This window comes from Nocardia speluncae NBRC 108251 (genome assembly GCF_001613245.1).
GTDB lineage: Bacteria > Actinomycetota > Actinomycetes > Mycobacteriales > Mycobacteriaceae > Nocardia > Nocardia speluncae.
On record NZ_BDBZ01000001.1, the window covers coordinates 29,818 to 44,037 of the forward strand.

Consider the following 14,220-nt stretch of genomic DNA (forward strand, 5'->3'; position numbering starts at 1 on the left):
GACCCGGCGGTATGTGAAGCAGATCACCAAGAGGGGAGGTCAGGGCGGGTTCCCGCTCAATGGAAACGTGGGCCGGGGCACCGGCTCGGGCGGCCTACGTTTACCTCCACTTGTCGTCCCGATCGGAATGTGGAGCCCGGCCAGATGGTGAAGAAGATGCCCCCGCTCGTACCTGCCCACGACACGATCGTCGATCTGCTCGTGATCGGTTCCGGTACAGGAATGTCGGCCGCGCTCGCCGCGCACGAACTAGGACTGTCGGTGCTGATCGCCGAGAAGACGGCCTATGTCGGCGGTTCGACCGCACGTTCGGGTGGCGCCTTCTGGATCCCGGGAAGTTCGATCCTGCCGGAGCCGCACGAGAAGGGGGTTACCGAAGCCGCAACCTACCTGCGTGCCGTGGTCGGTGATTCGGCCCCGTCCGAACGCGGTGCCGCCTTCCTGGACCACGGCGCAGAAACCGTCGAGATGCTGGAACGGACGACACCGATGCGGTTCTTCTGGGCCGAAGGCTATTCCGATTACCACCCCGAGAAACCCGGCGGCCGGGCCGTTGGCCGCACCTGTGAATGCCGTCCGTTCAACGCCTCGGTCCTGGGCGAACAGCGGCCCAGACTGCGGTCGGGCGTGATGGAATCCCCGATGCCCATGCCCGTCACGGGCGCGGACTACAAGTGGATGAACCTGGTCGCACGCAAACCGCTGAAGGCCCTGCCACGCATCATGCGGCGGGCGGCGCTCGGTATCGGCGGCATGCTCATCGGACGGGAATACCTGGCCGGCGGGCAAGCGCTCGCGGCGGGCCTGTTCGCGGGTGTGCTGCGGGCGGGAGTCCCGGTGTGGACGGAGACGAGCCTGGTGCGGCTCGTGCACGACGCGGGCCGGGTCTCCGGCGCCGTGCTGCGACAGGGGGAACGCGAGGTCACCGTGCGGGCCCGCCGCGGTGTCGTGCTGGCGGCCGGCGGTTTCGACCACGATATCGCCGCCCGGCACAAGTACCAGTCCCCGGCGCTGATCCCGCACGCCAGCCTCGGCTCCGAAGGAAACACCGGGGACGCCATCGAAGCGGCGCAGGAACTCGGCGCCGGTACGGTCTCGATGGACCAGGCCTGGTGGTTCCCCGCCTTCGCGCCCCTGCCCGGCGGTGCACCCGCCGTGATGCTGGCCGAACGTTCGCTGCCGGGTTCGTTCGTGGTCGACCAGACCGGCCGGCGATTCATCAACGAATCCACCGACTACATGACCTACGGCCAGCAGGTGCTCGCCCGCGAACGGGCCGGAGACCCGATCACCGAGATGTGGCTGGTCTTCGACCAGCGCTACCGCAACAGCTACATCATGGCGGGCGGTATCTTCCCCCGGCAGCCGATCCCGAAGTCCTGGTACGAGGCAGGCATCGCGCACCGCGCCGACGACCCGGCCGCGCTGGCCCAGGCCATGGGCCTGCCGGTGGACACGTTCGCCGCCACCTTCGCCCAGTTCAACGACTACGCCCAGGCGGGTGCGGACCCGGATTTCCAGCGCGGCGAAAGTGCATACGACCGCTACTACGGTGATCCCACGGTGAATCCGAACCCGAACCTGTCCACACTGGGCACAGCACCCTACTACGCGGTGAAGATGGTCCTCAGCGACCTCGGCACCTGCGGCGGCGTCGTCGCCGACGAGCACGCCCGGGTCCGCCGGGAGGACGGAAGCCTCATCGAGGGTCTGTACGCCATCGGCAATACCGCCGGCAACGCCTTCGGCGCGTCCTACCCCGGCGCCGGCGCCACGATCGGCCAGGGACTCGTCTACGGCTACATTGCCGCCCGGCACGCCGCAAGTGGCGCAACCGAATCCGGGGTGCCCGCATCCGGCGAATAGGCGCCGGTCGTCGCGTCGACCGGTGGTACACCGACCGTTCGAACCGCCCGCGTGGGTCGGGGCGCGCGGCGTACATGCCACATCGGATTCGGTGCGGTGCGATATGCCAATCGGCTTCCGCCGCAGATTGCGTGCACTCGTGCCTCGCTCGGCCGACTGCCGGGTCGGGATGCGAGGCGACCTCCGCAGGGCCGGTCTCGGGTTGCCCACCGGCCGGTCTGCCGATGCGGCGGTGCGCGGCCGGCTCGACATGGGTCGCGCACCGAGCGCGCCCGGACGGTAGCCCGCCGGTTCGGCTGCCGGGGGACTCTCAGCGGAGTGGCCCGGATGCGTGTGCATCCGGGCCACTCGTAAGCAGTGCTGGTCCCGCGCGTCACATATGCGAGCCGCCGTCGACCCGGACCTCGGTACCGGTGACGAAATAGGCGTCCGGCGAACCCAGCATGGCCACCACCGCCGCCACCGCGTCCGGACCGGCGAAGATCGCGCCGCCGTCGAGCGGTAGCGCGGGCGCGGCCTTGGCGAACATTGCGAGGTCCACGTCCGCGGGAAGTCCGGGACCCGCGCTCTGTTTGGCCTCGCCGGTGCCGTCGGTCATCCCGGAGGAGATCGAGCCGGGCTGAACGGCATTGAACCGGATGCCCTGTTTACTGAATTCCATGGCCAGCGCATGGGTCATCGCCTGGATACCACCCTTGGAGGCGGCATAGGCCGACATATAGGGATGGGCGAAAGCCGCCGATGTCGAGCTGAAGTTGACCACGGCCGGTCCCACGCCGTCTCGTAACGCGGCGATGGATTCCCGGGTCACCAGGAAGGTGCCGATGAGGTTGATACGGACCACTTGTTCGAACTCGGCGAGGGTGGTCTGCTCGAAATGAGCCGATCGGAGAACGCCGGCCGCGTTGACGAGGGTGTCCAGGCCGCCGAGCCGCCGCACCGTCTCGGCGATTCCGGAGCGCACCGAGTCTTCGTCGGAGATATCCATCGTCAGGGTGCTCAGTGCGGCGGAGTTGGCCTTTTCGGCGGTATCCCGCAGGCCGGCGTCGCTGATATCCGCCGCGACCACCTGGCCGCCTTCCTCCAGGATGCGTAGCACGCAGGCCTGGCCGATGCCCGACCCGCCACCGGTGATCAAGACCCGCCGGCCGGTGTACCGCTGGAGAACGCCCATATCGGTTTGCTCCTGTACTCGGGGGCGGAACTCACTGGCGGCGCCGCCCGGACTGCCGAGATTGGCACAGGCAGCTTCGCGTTCGACAAGGTGGTTCCGCTCAGCGGGCAGGGAATTCGTCGGCCCGGTGGCGCGGCCGGGGTGCGCGCCGCGCGAGCCTGCTCCCGGGCGACCTCTCGCCGCGAGTTCGGCGGCGCCCCTCGCATCAGGCGGTCGGGTGCTCCACCACCGGCAGATCGCCCGCGGTCGCGGCGTCCCGGATGGTTTCCCGCAGCTGCGAGCAACCCGCGAGGGACGGCCCCGGCAGCGGCGCTGCTCCGAGTTCCCGGCACGTCGCCGACGCCTCGGCGTTCCACTGCACGCTGGTCTGCTGCCAGCTGCTCTTACGCACCAGCAGCTCGGCAGCGCACGCCCGGCAGCGCAGCGGCTGCATGGGCGTATCGAGCAGGCGGTTGTCGGTGCGGGTGGCCGTCATGTCGCCGAACCTGCCGCATCGGCCTGCCGTGCCAGATTCTCCTGGATCTCACGATTCCAGGCTTCCAGCGGGCGGGTGGTGTCGAGTTCGAATTCGAACCGGTCCACCATTGCGGGTTCGATAGCGGCGGTATCGACGTAGAACTGCTCGTACCAGCGCCGCAGCTGGTAGACGGGCCCGTCTTCTTCGCACAGCAGCGGATTGTCGATCCGCGCCTTGTTCTTCCAGATCTCCACATCCTGTTCGAAGCCGAGTTTCACCCAGTCACCGAGTGCGACGGCGGTGCGCATCGCCTCGTCCTCGGGCAGCCCCGCGGATTTCTCGACGATGATGCCGTACTGCAGCACGAACGATTCGGAGTCGATCGGGTAATGGCAGTTGAGCAGTACGGTCCGCTGGTCGCCCTGCTCGTAGTGGTAGGTGAGATCGTCGATCATGAACGAGGGGCCGTAGTACGACGCCACCGACGAGGTGCCGAGCATCTTCGGCTGTCCCTCGGGCGCCGGGAAATCCGCCCGCGCACCGCTCTTGAAGTACTGGGTGGCGATCGGGCCTTCGAAAACGTTCTTGAAATATGTCGGCAGCGACCCGTGGATATAGAAGAAATGGGCCATATCGACCACGTTGTCGATGATTTCGCGGCAATTCGTATTCACCACGGTGGTGTACCAATGCCAGTCGGTCCAGCCCTCGCTGCCCGCGCCTTCGATACGCGGAATCGTGACGTCCTCGGTCGGCGGCTTGCCCTCCGGATCGTTCCAGACGAACAGCATGCCGTCCTGTTCGAGCGTGGTCCATGCCCGGGTGCGCGCCAGCGGGGGCACCCGGCGGGCGTAGGGGATCTGCTTACAGCGGCCGTCGCCGCCCCAGCGCCAATCGTGGAACGGGCACGCGACCTCCTCGCCCTTGACCTCGCCCTGGCTGAGATCGCCGCCCATATGCCGGCAGTACGCGTCCAGCACGTTGAGCGCACCGTCCGCACCGCGGAATATCACGAGTTTGGTCCCGAATGCCTGTATCGCGTGCGGTTTCCCGGCGGGGAAATTGCGGAGCAGGCCCAGGCAGTGCCAGCCGCGAGCGAACCGCGTGGGCGCGGCCCCGGCTTCTATCCGGCGAACATCCTGATCCGGTTGCGTCGTTGTCATATCGACTCTCCTCGAGCAATGGTGCGGAAGCGGGCTGGGGCACCGGCGAAACGGTGGCTTCCGCGACACCTCGGTTGTAGCAACCCCGGGAACGGTGAACGGGGTCACATTTCACTGACTGGACGGTTGGTTCGGCGGGTTATCTCGGTGAACGGAACATGGGCTCGCCGCGCCCTGTGGCCCTGCGACCATTCGTTCGGTCCGGAAACGAGCAATCACGGATTCACCGCCGCGCGGCATGGGCGGCCACCCGGCGGTGACGGGCTCGTCGATTGCGGTGAGAAAGGGTTATCCCCATGAACTGGGTGGATTCGGCCGTCGAATGGGACGAACGATGCGAGGTGCTGGTCCTGGGGTCCGGTGGTGGCGGGCTGACCGGGGCCTACACCGCCGGGCGCGAAGGACTACACGTGATCGTCGCCGAGGCCACGGACAGATTCGGTGGCACCACAGCGTATTCCGGTGGCGGAATGTGGTTGCCGAACAACCCGGTGCTGCGGCGAGCGGGCGACGACGATACGCCGGAGAATGCGCTGGAGTATTTCGAGGCTGTAGTCGGTGATCGAACTCCCGCGGAGCTCCAGCGGGCTTTCGTGACCGGTGGCGCGCCTCTCGTGGAGTACCTCGAACAGGATCCGGCGCTGCGGTTCCAGGTGCTGCCCTGGCCCGACTACTTCGGCAAAGTCCGGCACGCGAGGCCCTCGGGCCGCCATATCATCCCGGTTCCGCTGCACGGTGACGCGCTGGGGGAATTGGCGGCGGAGGTGCGGGCGCCGCTGGCCACCGATCGCCGCTCGGCTCCGCTCCCCGAACAACTGGAAGGTGGCCGCGCCCTGATCGGCCGCCTGCTGCTGGCTTTGCGGGCGCTGCCGACCGTCGAGTTGAGACGGCGCGCGGCGTGCCGGGAACTGATCCGGCTGGACGGCCGGGTGGTAGGCGCGTCGGTATCCACACCTCAGGGGTTGCGGCGGATCCGGGCCACGCACGGTGTGCTCATCGCGGCGGGCGGGTTCGAGCGCAACAGCCGGATGCGTGCCACCTTCGGGGTTCCCAATTTCGCCCGTGATTCGATGGCCCCGTCCGGTAATACGGGTGCGGCAATGGAAGCCGCGATGAGCGTCGGGGCCGACGTGGATCTGATGAACGAGGCATGGTGGGCACCGGGCCTGACCCATCCCGACGGCAGCTCGACCTTCTCGATGTGGTTCACCGGTGGCATTCTGGTCGACAACGAGGGCCGCCGGTTCACCAACGAATACGCGCCCTACGATCGGGTCGCCCGGGATGTTCTCGCGGCCATGGATTCGGGCCGCATCGAACTTCCCTACTGGATGATCTACAGCGGCACACCGGATCTCGCGCCGCCGGTACTGTTCGCCGGTATACCGCTGGACGATCACGAGGCATATCGCGCCGCCGGATTGTGGCATCGCGCCGACACCCTCGCCGAGCTGGCCGGACTCATCGGAGTCCCGGCGCAGGCGCTGACCGCAACGGTGCAGCGTTTCAACTCCGCGGTGGACTCGGGCTCGGACCCGGACTTCGACCGGGGCGGCGAACCCTACGACCGGTCGGTACCGGGCACCCCGAACCCCTTGGTGCGGATCGAGGGTGGTCCCTATTGTGCCGCGGCATTCGGGCTGTCGGACCTCGGTACAAAGGGCGGCCTGCGCACCGATACCGCCGCCCGAGTTCTGGACTCGGTGGGCGCAGTCATCCCCGGCCTGTACGCGGCGGGTAACTCGATGGCGGCGGTGAGCGGCACCAGCTATCCGGGCGGCGGAAACCCGATCGGCGCATCGATGGTCTTCGCGCACCTGGCCGCGCTCGATATGGCAGCCACGACCGGAATGCCGGGAGCGCCCGCGGTGCCACGGTCCGAACCCACGCCCGGCGAGTTCACATCAGCGCTGAGCCGGTTCTGTTCGGGGGTCACCATTGTGACGGCGACAGGTGACGACGGTCCGGTCGGGTTCAGCTGCCAGTCGTTCACCTCGCTGTCGCTGGAACCGCCGTACGTCAGTTTCTGCCCGGCGGTGACCTCGACCTCCTGGCCCCGGATCCGGGCGGCCGGCCGGTTGTGCGTGAACGTGCTCGCCGCCGATCAGGACGAGGTCTGCCGTGCCTTCGCCCGCAGCGGCACCGACAAGTTCGCCGGCGTCGAATGGGCGCCGGGTGGTAACGGAGCGCCATCCTTGGCCGGTTCGCTGGTATCACTGGAGTGCACGCTCGTGGAGGAGCTGTCCGGTGGCGATCACACCATCGTGATCGCGCGGGTCACCGCGGTCGGACCGATCCGGGAAACCGCCCCGCTGCTGTTCTACCGGTCGTCGTTCCGTGAACTGGCATCGGAACCGGTGGCTGCCGGGGCGTCCGGCGCGGATACTTCGCGCGGGGGCTGACCCGGTCTCTGCTCGCCGGGTCCTCCTCACCAGGCCGCCCGGCGACCACACAACATACGGAAGGGCTTGCCACGGCCGGTGCCGGCGGTGGCAAGCCCGTCACTTGTGACCAAGCCCGTCATTCGTGAGCCGCGGTTACTGGCGGTGCTACTCACCCGACCCGATGCAGTCGGGCGAGCAGCGCCACGGGACCGGCCCCGGGCGCCACCCGGATCGGTCGGCGGACGTCGCCTGGCGGCGGGCGAACTCGTGGACGGCGATGACGAGATCGAGTTATTCGGCGGTCATCCCGTGGCTCGTGCTCATCCGTCCGCGAGATGATCACGCAGGGTGTTGCCGCGGTACTTCTTGCGCAGCAGCCCGCGGTCCTGCAGCCGGGGCACCACCTCGTCCACGAACTCGTCGAGCCCGAGGGGCAGGTCGGCGGGTAGCACGATGAATCCGTCTGCGGCCCCGGCCTCGAACCACCGCTGGAGGTCGTCGGCGACGGTGTCGGGGGAACCGACGAGCGTGCGGTGGCCGATACCGAGCCCCACTCGCTGTGCGAGCTGCCGAACGGTCAGTTTCTCTTGCAGCGCGACCTCGGTCAGCAGGGTAGGCCTGCCCACACTGGCATTGCTGGGCAACGAATCCCGTAGATCCGGAAAGGGTTCGTCGAGGTCGAACCGGGACAGATCGATACCGCCGAAGGTCTGGTTCAGGAACTTCAGGGTGGTCTGTTCGCTGATCAGCGACCCCAGTTCGATCGCCAGATCGCGGGCTTGGGCGTCGGTCCGGCCGATGATCGGGGTGACGCCGGGCAGCACCTTGACCGCCGAGCGGTCCCGGCCCGCGGCTTCGGTGAGCGCGCGCATGCCCTCGGCGAACTCGCGCGCGGACTCGATCGAATGCTGGGTCGCGAACACCAGATCCGCCACCCGGGCGCCGAGCGCCATTCCGGTCGGCGAGGAGCCGGCCTGCGCGAGCGGGATCCGGCCCTGCGGGGAACGCGGGATCGTCAGTGGCCCTGCGACGTCGAAGTACCGGCCGTGATGGTCGATGCGGTGAAGTTTCGCCCGGTCGGCCCAGATCCCGGCTTCCCGGTCGGCGACGATCGCGTCCAGGTCCCAGCCCTCCCAGAGTGCCCGGACGACGTCGACGAATTCCTCGCCGCGCACATAGCGGTCCGTGTGTTCGGGCAGCCCGGCCGAACCGTAGTTTTCGGCGGCGGCCGGAATCGCGGTGGTCACCACATTCCAGCCGGCGCGGCCGTCGCTGAGATGATCCAGTGTCGCGAACTGCCGCGCGACCGTGAAGGGATCGTTGTAGGTGGTCGAACTGGTGCCGATCAACCCGATGCGGTCGGTGACCACCGACAGCGCGGAGAGGATCGGCAGCGGATCGGGACGATCGGTGGCGTCGGTTTCGATCGCGGTCGACAGATTCAGTGCGTCCGCGATGAAGAAGGCGTCGAAGCAGCCGCGTTCGGCGGCCCGGGCGAGATGGGCCCAGTGGTCGAAGCTGTGCATCCGTTCCGGGACGGTGCGTGGTGACCGCCAGACCGACTGCCCGACCCCCACCCCTTGTGCGAATACAGCCAAGTGCATGAGTCTGCTCATGGGATCGGTGACCTTCCTGCGATTGCGGTCCGCCGGCGAGAATGCGGCGCTCGCATGTTCTGGGGAATGAATTCGGCGGCCCGTCTCCTGGTCAGGAGCCGGACTCCGCTGGAGTGTCGAGCAGGGTGAGTTCTTCGGCCGTGAGTGTCAGGGCAGCGGCGGCAACGGAATCCAGGACCGATTCGGGCCGTGACGCTCCGGGAATCGGAATGACGACGGGGGATCGGTGCAGCTGCCAGGCGAGCGCGATCTGATGGATGCTCACCCCGTGGGCGTGAGCGACCTCGGCAAAGGGCGATCCGCCGGCACCGAGACTCTTGGCCTCCCGCATCCCGCCGAACGGCCCCCACGACAGGAACGCGATACCGCGTTCCTCGCATGCACGGATCTCCTTCTCCGCCGTCCGCACGCCGGGTGAGTATTCGTTCTGCACCGACACCAGTGCGTCGCCGAGGATGGACTGCGCGATACCGATCCGATCGGCATCGACATTGGAGATCCCGACCCGCGCGATGAGACCTTCGTCGTGCAGTGCCCGCAGGGCGGATACGGACTCCTCGTAGGGCAGTTGCGGATCGGGCCGATGGTGGTGGTACAGCGGGATGGGATCGAGCCCGAGTCGCCGGATGGATGCCGTGCAGGCGCGGCGGAGGTGTGCGTAACTGCCGTTCGTCCACCAGGTATCGGTCTCGGGATAGCGGAGGTGGCCACCTTTCGTGGCCACGACGATATCGTCGGCGGGGCCGGACCAGGTGCGGAGCGCGTCCATGAGCGCCAGTTCGTTGACGCCGTCCCCGGCCCCCGCGGGGCCGTAGACATCCGCGGTATCGAACAGTCGTACACCGGCATCGAGGGCCGCGTGGACAGTCCGTCGCCCGCGGTCGACGTCGTAGCCTGCCAGCTGGGTGATGGTCATCGCACCGAAGCCGATCGCCGCAACCGTGAGATCACCCAGTTTCCGGGTCGGCACCGAGGCCCCGCTCATTTGCCGACCGTCGTCCAGCCACCGTCGACCGGGAGGCAGACACCGGTCACGAAGGTCGCATCGAGCGCGAGATGTTCGATCGATCGGGCCATTTCGTCCGGAGTGCACAGGCGACCGAGCGGTGTCCGTGCTTCCGTGGCCGAGATGTCGTAGCCGTTGTCGATCATGTCCTGGACCATCGGGGTCCGGGTATGGCCGGGCGCGACGCTGGTGACGCGGATCAGTGGCGCCCACTCGACGGCGAGGTTGGCGGTGAGCTGGCGCACCGCGGCTTTGGCGGTGCCGTAGTCGGCCTGCCGATGCCAGCCGCCGTACGCGGTGGTCGACGAGATCGTCACGATCGATCCGGAGTCGCCCGCCGCGAGCAGTGGCCGCGCGAACGCGGAAGCCACCAGAAACGTCCCGAGGACATGGACATCGAAGAGGCGCCGGAGCTGTTCGGGGTCGAGTTCCAGTGCCGGAACGAAAGATCCACGGATTCCGTGGCTGGTCACCAGCACATCGGGGGCAGACGAGGGGACGGATGCCTGTGCGAGCGCCGACTCGACCGCCTGGCGATCGGTCACGTCCACTCGGTAGTAGTCCACGCCCTCGCGGGCAGCTCGGGGCTCGCCGAGATCGAAGACGCTCACCTTCAGACCTCGCGCGAGCAATCGTTCGACGACTGCGGCGCCGATACCGCTGGCTCCGCCGGTGACGACGGCATGGTGTGCGACCACGATCACTACTCCTAGCGTGAAAAATAGTCCGGCCCACAACTTGCGGGAAGATCGTCGAGGGTTTCGCCTCGCCGCAATGCCGGTGCAGGGCTCGAACTCGTATGCGGCAATAGTTGGGTTCTGCGCCGGCGGGCCGACTCTTGCGGACCCCGTCCGGAAACCGGTACCGGGGCGATCCGTCGGTGACCGCCTGACGGGTTGAACGTATTGCCGGGTATGACGGGCGGCAACCAAGATGTCCACGAGGCGGAACACCGAAATCGGTGATACCGGGAACTCGAACCTCCGTGGGAGGGGAGAAACCGCGAACCGGGAGGCGTCTTCTCGAACTGCTCAGCGTGCGGGTACGGCAGCGGCCGCGTCGCGCAGATCCTGGCCGCTGGTCTCCTTGATGCGGTAGATGGCAACGATCGTGACAAGTCCGCAGCTCATCGCGAGGATGATCAGCGGGACGCTGGTCGGCCCGCCGGCCAGTAGCGTGCTCGCGATGAGCGGCGTGAAACCGCCGCCGATCAGTGCTGCCAGCTGGTATCCCATGGATGCGCCGGTGTAACGCACCGCGGTACCGAACATCTCCGACAGCAGCGCGCCCAGCGGAGCGAACATCGCCGCCTGGATCAATTGGCCCAGCATCATGGCCAGGATCAGCAGCGGCACCGAACCGGTGTCGACCATTGCATACATCGGCCAGGCCAGTACCACGATGGCGACCGCACCGGTCAGCACGACGGGCCGGCGACCGACACGATCGGACAGCGCGGAGAACAGCGGAATGGCGATGAGCGCGGTGCTCGACACGAACAGCAGGCCGGTGACGGCGCTGGACCGGTCGTAGCCGATCGAGGTGGCGTAGCTGATCATGTACGTACTGATCAATGCGGTGAGTGCGAACGGGCCGATACCGACCCCGCAGGCCAGCAGCAGGTTCCCCGGCCGGCGCAGGACCGACAGCAACGGGATCTGCGCTTTCTCGACGGTGTCCTCGGCCTCGCGGAACACCGGGCTCTCGGTGACACCGATCCGGATGTACAGGCCTGCCGCCAGCAGGACGATGCTGGCCAGGAACGGAATTCGCCAGCCCCACGACAGGAGGTCTTCCTCGGGAAGCATGGCCACCACGGCCACGACCGCGGTGGAAAGCAACGAGCCGATGGGGGAGCCCATCTGCATGACGCCGTTCCAGAAACCACGTCTGCCGGGTTCGGCGTGCTCGGTCACCATGAGGGTGGCCCCGCCCCATTCGCCGCCGATCGCGATGCCCTGGACGACGCGCAGCAGTACCAGCAGCAAGGGCGCGATCACACCGACGGCTTGGTAGGTGGGCAGGACACCGATAAGGAAGCTTGCCAAGCCCATCATCGCCATGGTCAGCACGAGCATCTTCTTACGACCGATTCGGTCGCCGAAATGCCCGAACACGATGCCACCGATCGGCCGGGCGACATAGCCGGCGGCCAATGTGCCGAAGGCGGCGATTGTGCCCAGGGCCGGGTCGGAGTCCGGGAAGAACACCTTGTTGAACACCAGTGCGGTCATGGTGCTGTAGAGCAGAAAGTCGTAGTACTCGATGGCGGTACCGAGCAGGCTGGATGCCGCGACCCTGCGCAGCTGTGCGGGATCTGCGGAAACGGATTCCGGACCGGGTGCCGAACTCATGAAAGGTCCTTCCTCGGAAGTGATCAGGGCCTCATCCTGAACGGCGAATTCCGGGGCGTCCGTGTTCTTTCCTGGTCAGTGGAATACGAGATCGGCCGGGACTTCGTCATCGACGGCGGGTGAACGGCGCAGGCCCGCGAGCATCCGCGCGGTGAGCTGCTTTACATCCCCGTTGCGCTGTGGTTACACTCACACCTGTCATAATCTGACAGGTAGACAGAAGCTGACCTCGTCAGCTGGAGGTGTGCATGGCAACGGCGCGGATCGGCGAAACCCCCACGACGATGATCGACCGGGTGGCGTCGATACTCGAATCCTTCGTCGGGAAGCGGCCCCTGACGCTGGCGGAGGTGGCGCGCTGCTCGGGTCTGCCGCGATCGTCGGCGCATCGCATCCTGCAACGTCTGGTCGAGCTCGGATGGGTGGAGCGCAACGAGTTCAAATACGCGCTGGGGCACCGCATGTTCGAACTGGGCACGCAGTTCACCCGGCAGCGCAGCGTTCACCGGGCAGCGTTGCCGGTGATGACCGAACTGCATCGCAGAACCGGCCTCACCGCCCATCTGAGCATGCTGACCGGCACGGAAATCCTGCATCTCGAACGCGTCGGCGTCTGGCCGGGAGACGCCGGCGAATGGGGTGTGGGCGCGCGGCAACCGGTCGTCCGCACCGCTCCGGGCCGGGCACTGTTGGCGGCCGTCCCTGCCGAAGAATGGCCCGAGATCGTTTTCGGCGCCGTTCCTACCTGCTATTCCGTGCGTTCGGCCGTCCAACTCGACCGCGATCTGGCCAGAATTCGGGATCGCGGCGGGGTGGCGGTCGACGCGCAAGGGTGCGCGCTCGGGGTGACCGTTGTGGCGGCGCCGATCGCCACCGGCGAGGGGGGACACTTCGCTCTGTCGCTGTGTGGTCCGACCAAATCCGTCCGGACCGAGGTGGTGGTCTCGGATGTCCGGCGCGCGGCCGTGGCCGTGTGGCGCCAGGCGTCCGGAATGCCCCCGCTGCGTATCCGGGCTACCGAGGCCCGGCCGGCCGCACCGTTCACACGGGCGTCACGGCCCGTCGGCGCGGCATGGTCGCCGGATACCGCGCCGCTCGTCGGGTGACCTGAGGACCTCGGGGATGCGGCGCGCCCGAGCCCTGCGCGGGGACGTACCGAAGTCATCCGGTGCCCATCCAGTGGAAAGTGCATCGGCCGCACGGCTGTGCCCGCGTCATGATCGACGACGGTGAGGTATCGCCCAGTGCGCCGCCGAAGTACCGGCGACCCACAAGCGCTGCCTCCGGCGCCGGCCGGGCCGACGCCGGAAACCGTCTGGAATTGTTCATCGAATCGGATCGGCAGGCTAAATGTTCTCGGAACACGCGTTCTTCTCCTTCATCGACCTCACCGATCCCAGCGTGCATCGCGAATACAACGAATGGCATCAGCTGGACCACCGGCCGGAGAACCTGCTGCTGCCGGGTGTCGCCTGGGGGGATCGATGGGCCAGGCCGGCCGAGTATTCCGCACTGGACCGGTCCTCGGCACAGGAACTCACCGATGTCGACTATGTGGCGATGTACTGGTTCCGCCCGCCCTATGAGCAGAGCGTCGCGGAGTGGTCGAAACTGGGCGAGGATTCTTTCCAATGGGGCAGGGGCCCGCAACTGCCCGGAGTGAAACGACCGCTGCTCGGGTTCTTCACACCGGTCAAGGGCTACGCGGCACCGCGTATCGGGGTATCGGCCGAGGCGCTGCCCTTCCGGCCCAACCGCGGGCTACATCTCACCGTCACGCATTTCGCGGATCCGCACGGCGCCGACGTTCACGAACAGTTCCGCTGGGACGACCGCATCGGCATTCCCGCGCTACTCGAATGCCCGGGAGTGGCGGGGGCGTGGACCTTCTCGTTGCATTCGATGCAGAAACATCCCAGCCTGCCTCTCGGCGCCGGTAATCGGGAATTCGCGCCGGGGGCGGTCCGGATCCGGATGTTGTATCTCGATGCCGACCCCGCCGAAGTAACCCGCGCGGTGGTGGAGCTGGAACAGGATCTGAACTCCAGGGGTGCCGGCGGACCGCGTCCGGTTGTCGGGGAAACGCTGTTCGACGGCCCACTGCGGACCATCATTCCCTGGCAGGACTGGTAACCGGCCGGCGAGTGCCGCCGCGGCTCCTGCCGTGCCGGACGCGATCCAGAACATTGTTGTGAAGGCC

At 67.4% G+C, this 14,220-nt stretch carries 11 protein-coding genes and 1 pseudogene; 5 read left to right on the top strand and 7 right to left on the bottom strand.

Translation table 11 applies throughout. The features are described from left to right. The first annotated feature begins 156 nt into the window (after positions 1-156). Positions 157-1,866 carry a 3-ketosteroid-delta-1-dehydrogenase gene (locus NS6_RS00145; protein WP_371859287.1) on the top strand — a complete coding sequence of 570 codons (1,710 nt, stop codon included), beginning with the start codon at positions 157-159 and terminating at the stop codon, positions 1,864-1,866. Between the two features lie 373 nt (positions 1,867-2,239). Here NS6_RS00145 and NS6_RS00155 read toward each other — a convergent pair whose 3' ends face one another. From NS6_RS00155 to NS6_RS00165, 3 genes are all read right to left on the bottom strand, one after another. Continuing rightward, positions 2,240-3,040, bottom strand: a complete 801-nt coding sequence (locus NS6_RS00155; protein WP_068035071.1) for an SDR family NAD(P)-dependent oxidoreductase — start codon at positions 3,038-3,040, stop codon at positions 2,240-2,242. Positions 3,041-3,245: 205 nt separating this feature from the next. Beyond that, a complete protein-coding gene (locus tag NS6_RS00160; protein ID WP_068035073.1) occupies positions 3,246-3,515 on the bottom strand; it encodes a ferredoxin in 270 nt (89 codons plus the stop codon). Beyond that, the gene (locus NS6_RS00165) at positions 3,512-4,660 is read right to left on the bottom strand and encodes a 3-ketosteroid-9-alpha-monooxygenase, oxygenase component (protein ID WP_068035075.1); all 1,149 of its coding nucleotides are present in this window, start codon (positions 4,658-4,660) and stop codon (positions 3,512-3,514) included. Before NS6_RS00165 ends, NS6_RS00160 begins: the two co-directional genes overlap by 4 nt. Positions 4,661-4,956: 296 nt before the next feature. On the opposite strand from NS6_RS00165, the pseudogene NS6_RS00170 reads away from it, so the two are divergent. Further along, positions 4,957-6,504 (top strand): annotated as a pseudogene (locus NS6_RS00170) (FAD-binding protein); the annotation flags it as partial. Positions 6,505-6,510: 6 nt separating this feature from the next. Beyond that, positions 6,511-7,062: a flavin reductase family protein gene (locus tag NS6_RS35545; RefSeq protein ID WP_168443399.1), complete on the top strand. Its 552-nt coding sequence runs from the start codon at positions 6,511-6,513 to the stop codon at positions 7,060-7,062. Between the two features lie 302 nt (positions 7,063-7,364). Here NS6_RS35545 and NS6_RS00175 read toward each other — a convergent pair whose 3' ends face one another. The 4 genes from NS6_RS00175 to NS6_RS00190 all read right to left on the bottom strand — a co-directional run bounded on the left by NS6_RS00175 (position 7,365) and on the right by NS6_RS00190 (position 12,020). Next, positions 7,365-8,660, bottom strand: coding sequence for an LLM class flavin-dependent oxidoreductase (locus NS6_RS00175; RefSeq protein WP_068035079.1), 1,296 nt, complete (start codon positions 8,658-8,660; stop codon positions 7,365-7,367). Positions 8,661-8,751: 91 nt separating this feature from the next. Continuing rightward, the gene (locus NS6_RS00180) at positions 8,752-9,645 is read right to left on the bottom strand and encodes an aldo/keto reductase (RefSeq protein ID WP_084470490.1); all 894 of its coding nucleotides are present in this window, start codon (positions 9,643-9,645) and stop codon (positions 8,752-8,754) included. Then, the gene (locus NS6_RS00185; protein ID WP_068035923.1) at positions 9,642-10,364 is read right to left on the bottom strand and encodes an SDR family NAD(P)-dependent oxidoreductase; all 723 of its coding nucleotides are present in this window, start codon (positions 10,362-10,364) and stop codon (positions 9,642-9,644) included. Before NS6_RS00185 ends, NS6_RS00180 begins: the two co-directional genes overlap by 4 nt. A gap of 333 nt (positions 10,365-10,697) precedes the next feature. Continuing rightward, a complete protein-coding gene (locus NS6_RS00190) occupies positions 10,698-12,020 on the bottom strand; it encodes an MFS transporter (RefSeq protein WP_068035081.1) in 1,323 nt (440 codons plus the stop codon). Between the two features lie 248 nt (positions 12,021-12,268). On the opposite strand from NS6_RS00190, the gene NS6_RS00195 reads away from it, so the two are divergent. Next, positions 12,269-13,126: an IclR family transcriptional regulator gene (locus NS6_RS00195; protein WP_068035083.1), complete on the top strand. Its 858-nt coding sequence runs from the start codon at positions 12,269-12,271 to the stop codon at positions 13,124-13,126. Positions 13,127-13,370: 244 nt separating this feature from the next. After that, complete coding sequence (locus NS6_RS00200) at positions 13,371-14,153, top strand: hypothetical protein (RefSeq protein ID WP_068035085.1); 783 nt, start codon at positions 13,371-13,373, stop codon at positions 14,151-14,153. The last annotated feature ends 67 nt before the right edge of the window (positions 14,154-14,220 follow it).

What these genes read in the sequence shown, in the direction of transcription:
- NS6_RS00145 (WP_371859287.1), top strand. Translation starts at nt 157, where the DNA reads ATGCCCCCGCTCGTACCTGCCCACGACACGATCGTCGATCTGCTCGTG.
- NS6_RS00155 (WP_068035071.1), bottom strand. Translation starts at nt 3,040, where the DNA reads ATGGGCGTTCTCCAGCGGTACACCGGCCGGCGGGTCTTGATCACCGGT.
- NS6_RS00160 (WP_068035073.1), bottom strand. Translation starts at nt 3,515, where the DNA reads ATGACGGCCACCCGCACCGACAACCGCCTGCTCGATACGCCCATGCAG.
- NS6_RS00165 (WP_068035075.1), bottom strand. Translation starts at nt 4,660, where the DNA reads ATGACAACGACGCAACCGGATCAGGATGTTCGCCGGATAGAAGCCGGG.
- NS6_RS35545 (WP_168443399.1), top strand. Translation starts at nt 6,511, where the DNA reads ATGCCGGGAGCGCCCGCGGTGCCACGGTCCGAACCCACGCCCGGCGAG.
- NS6_RS00175 (WP_068035079.1), bottom strand. Translation starts at nt 8,660, where the DNA reads ATGAGCAGACTCATGCACTTGGCTGTATTCGCACAAGGGGTGGGGGTC.
- NS6_RS00180 (WP_084470490.1), bottom strand. Translation starts at nt 9,645, where the DNA reads ATGAGCGGGGCCTCGGTGCCGACCCGGAAACTGGGTGATCTCACGGTT.
- NS6_RS00190 (WP_068035081.1), bottom strand. Translation starts at nt 12,020, where the DNA reads ATGAGTTCGGCACCCGGTCCGGAATCCGTTTCCGCAGATCCCGCACAG.
- NS6_RS00195 (WP_068035083.1), top strand. Translation starts at nt 12,269, where the DNA reads ATGGCAACGGCGCGGATCGGCGAAACCCCCACGACGATGATCGACCGG.
- NS6_RS00200 (WP_068035085.1), top strand. Translation starts at nt 13,371, where the DNA reads ATGTTCTCGGAACACGCGTTCTTCTCCTTCATCGACCTCACCGATCCC.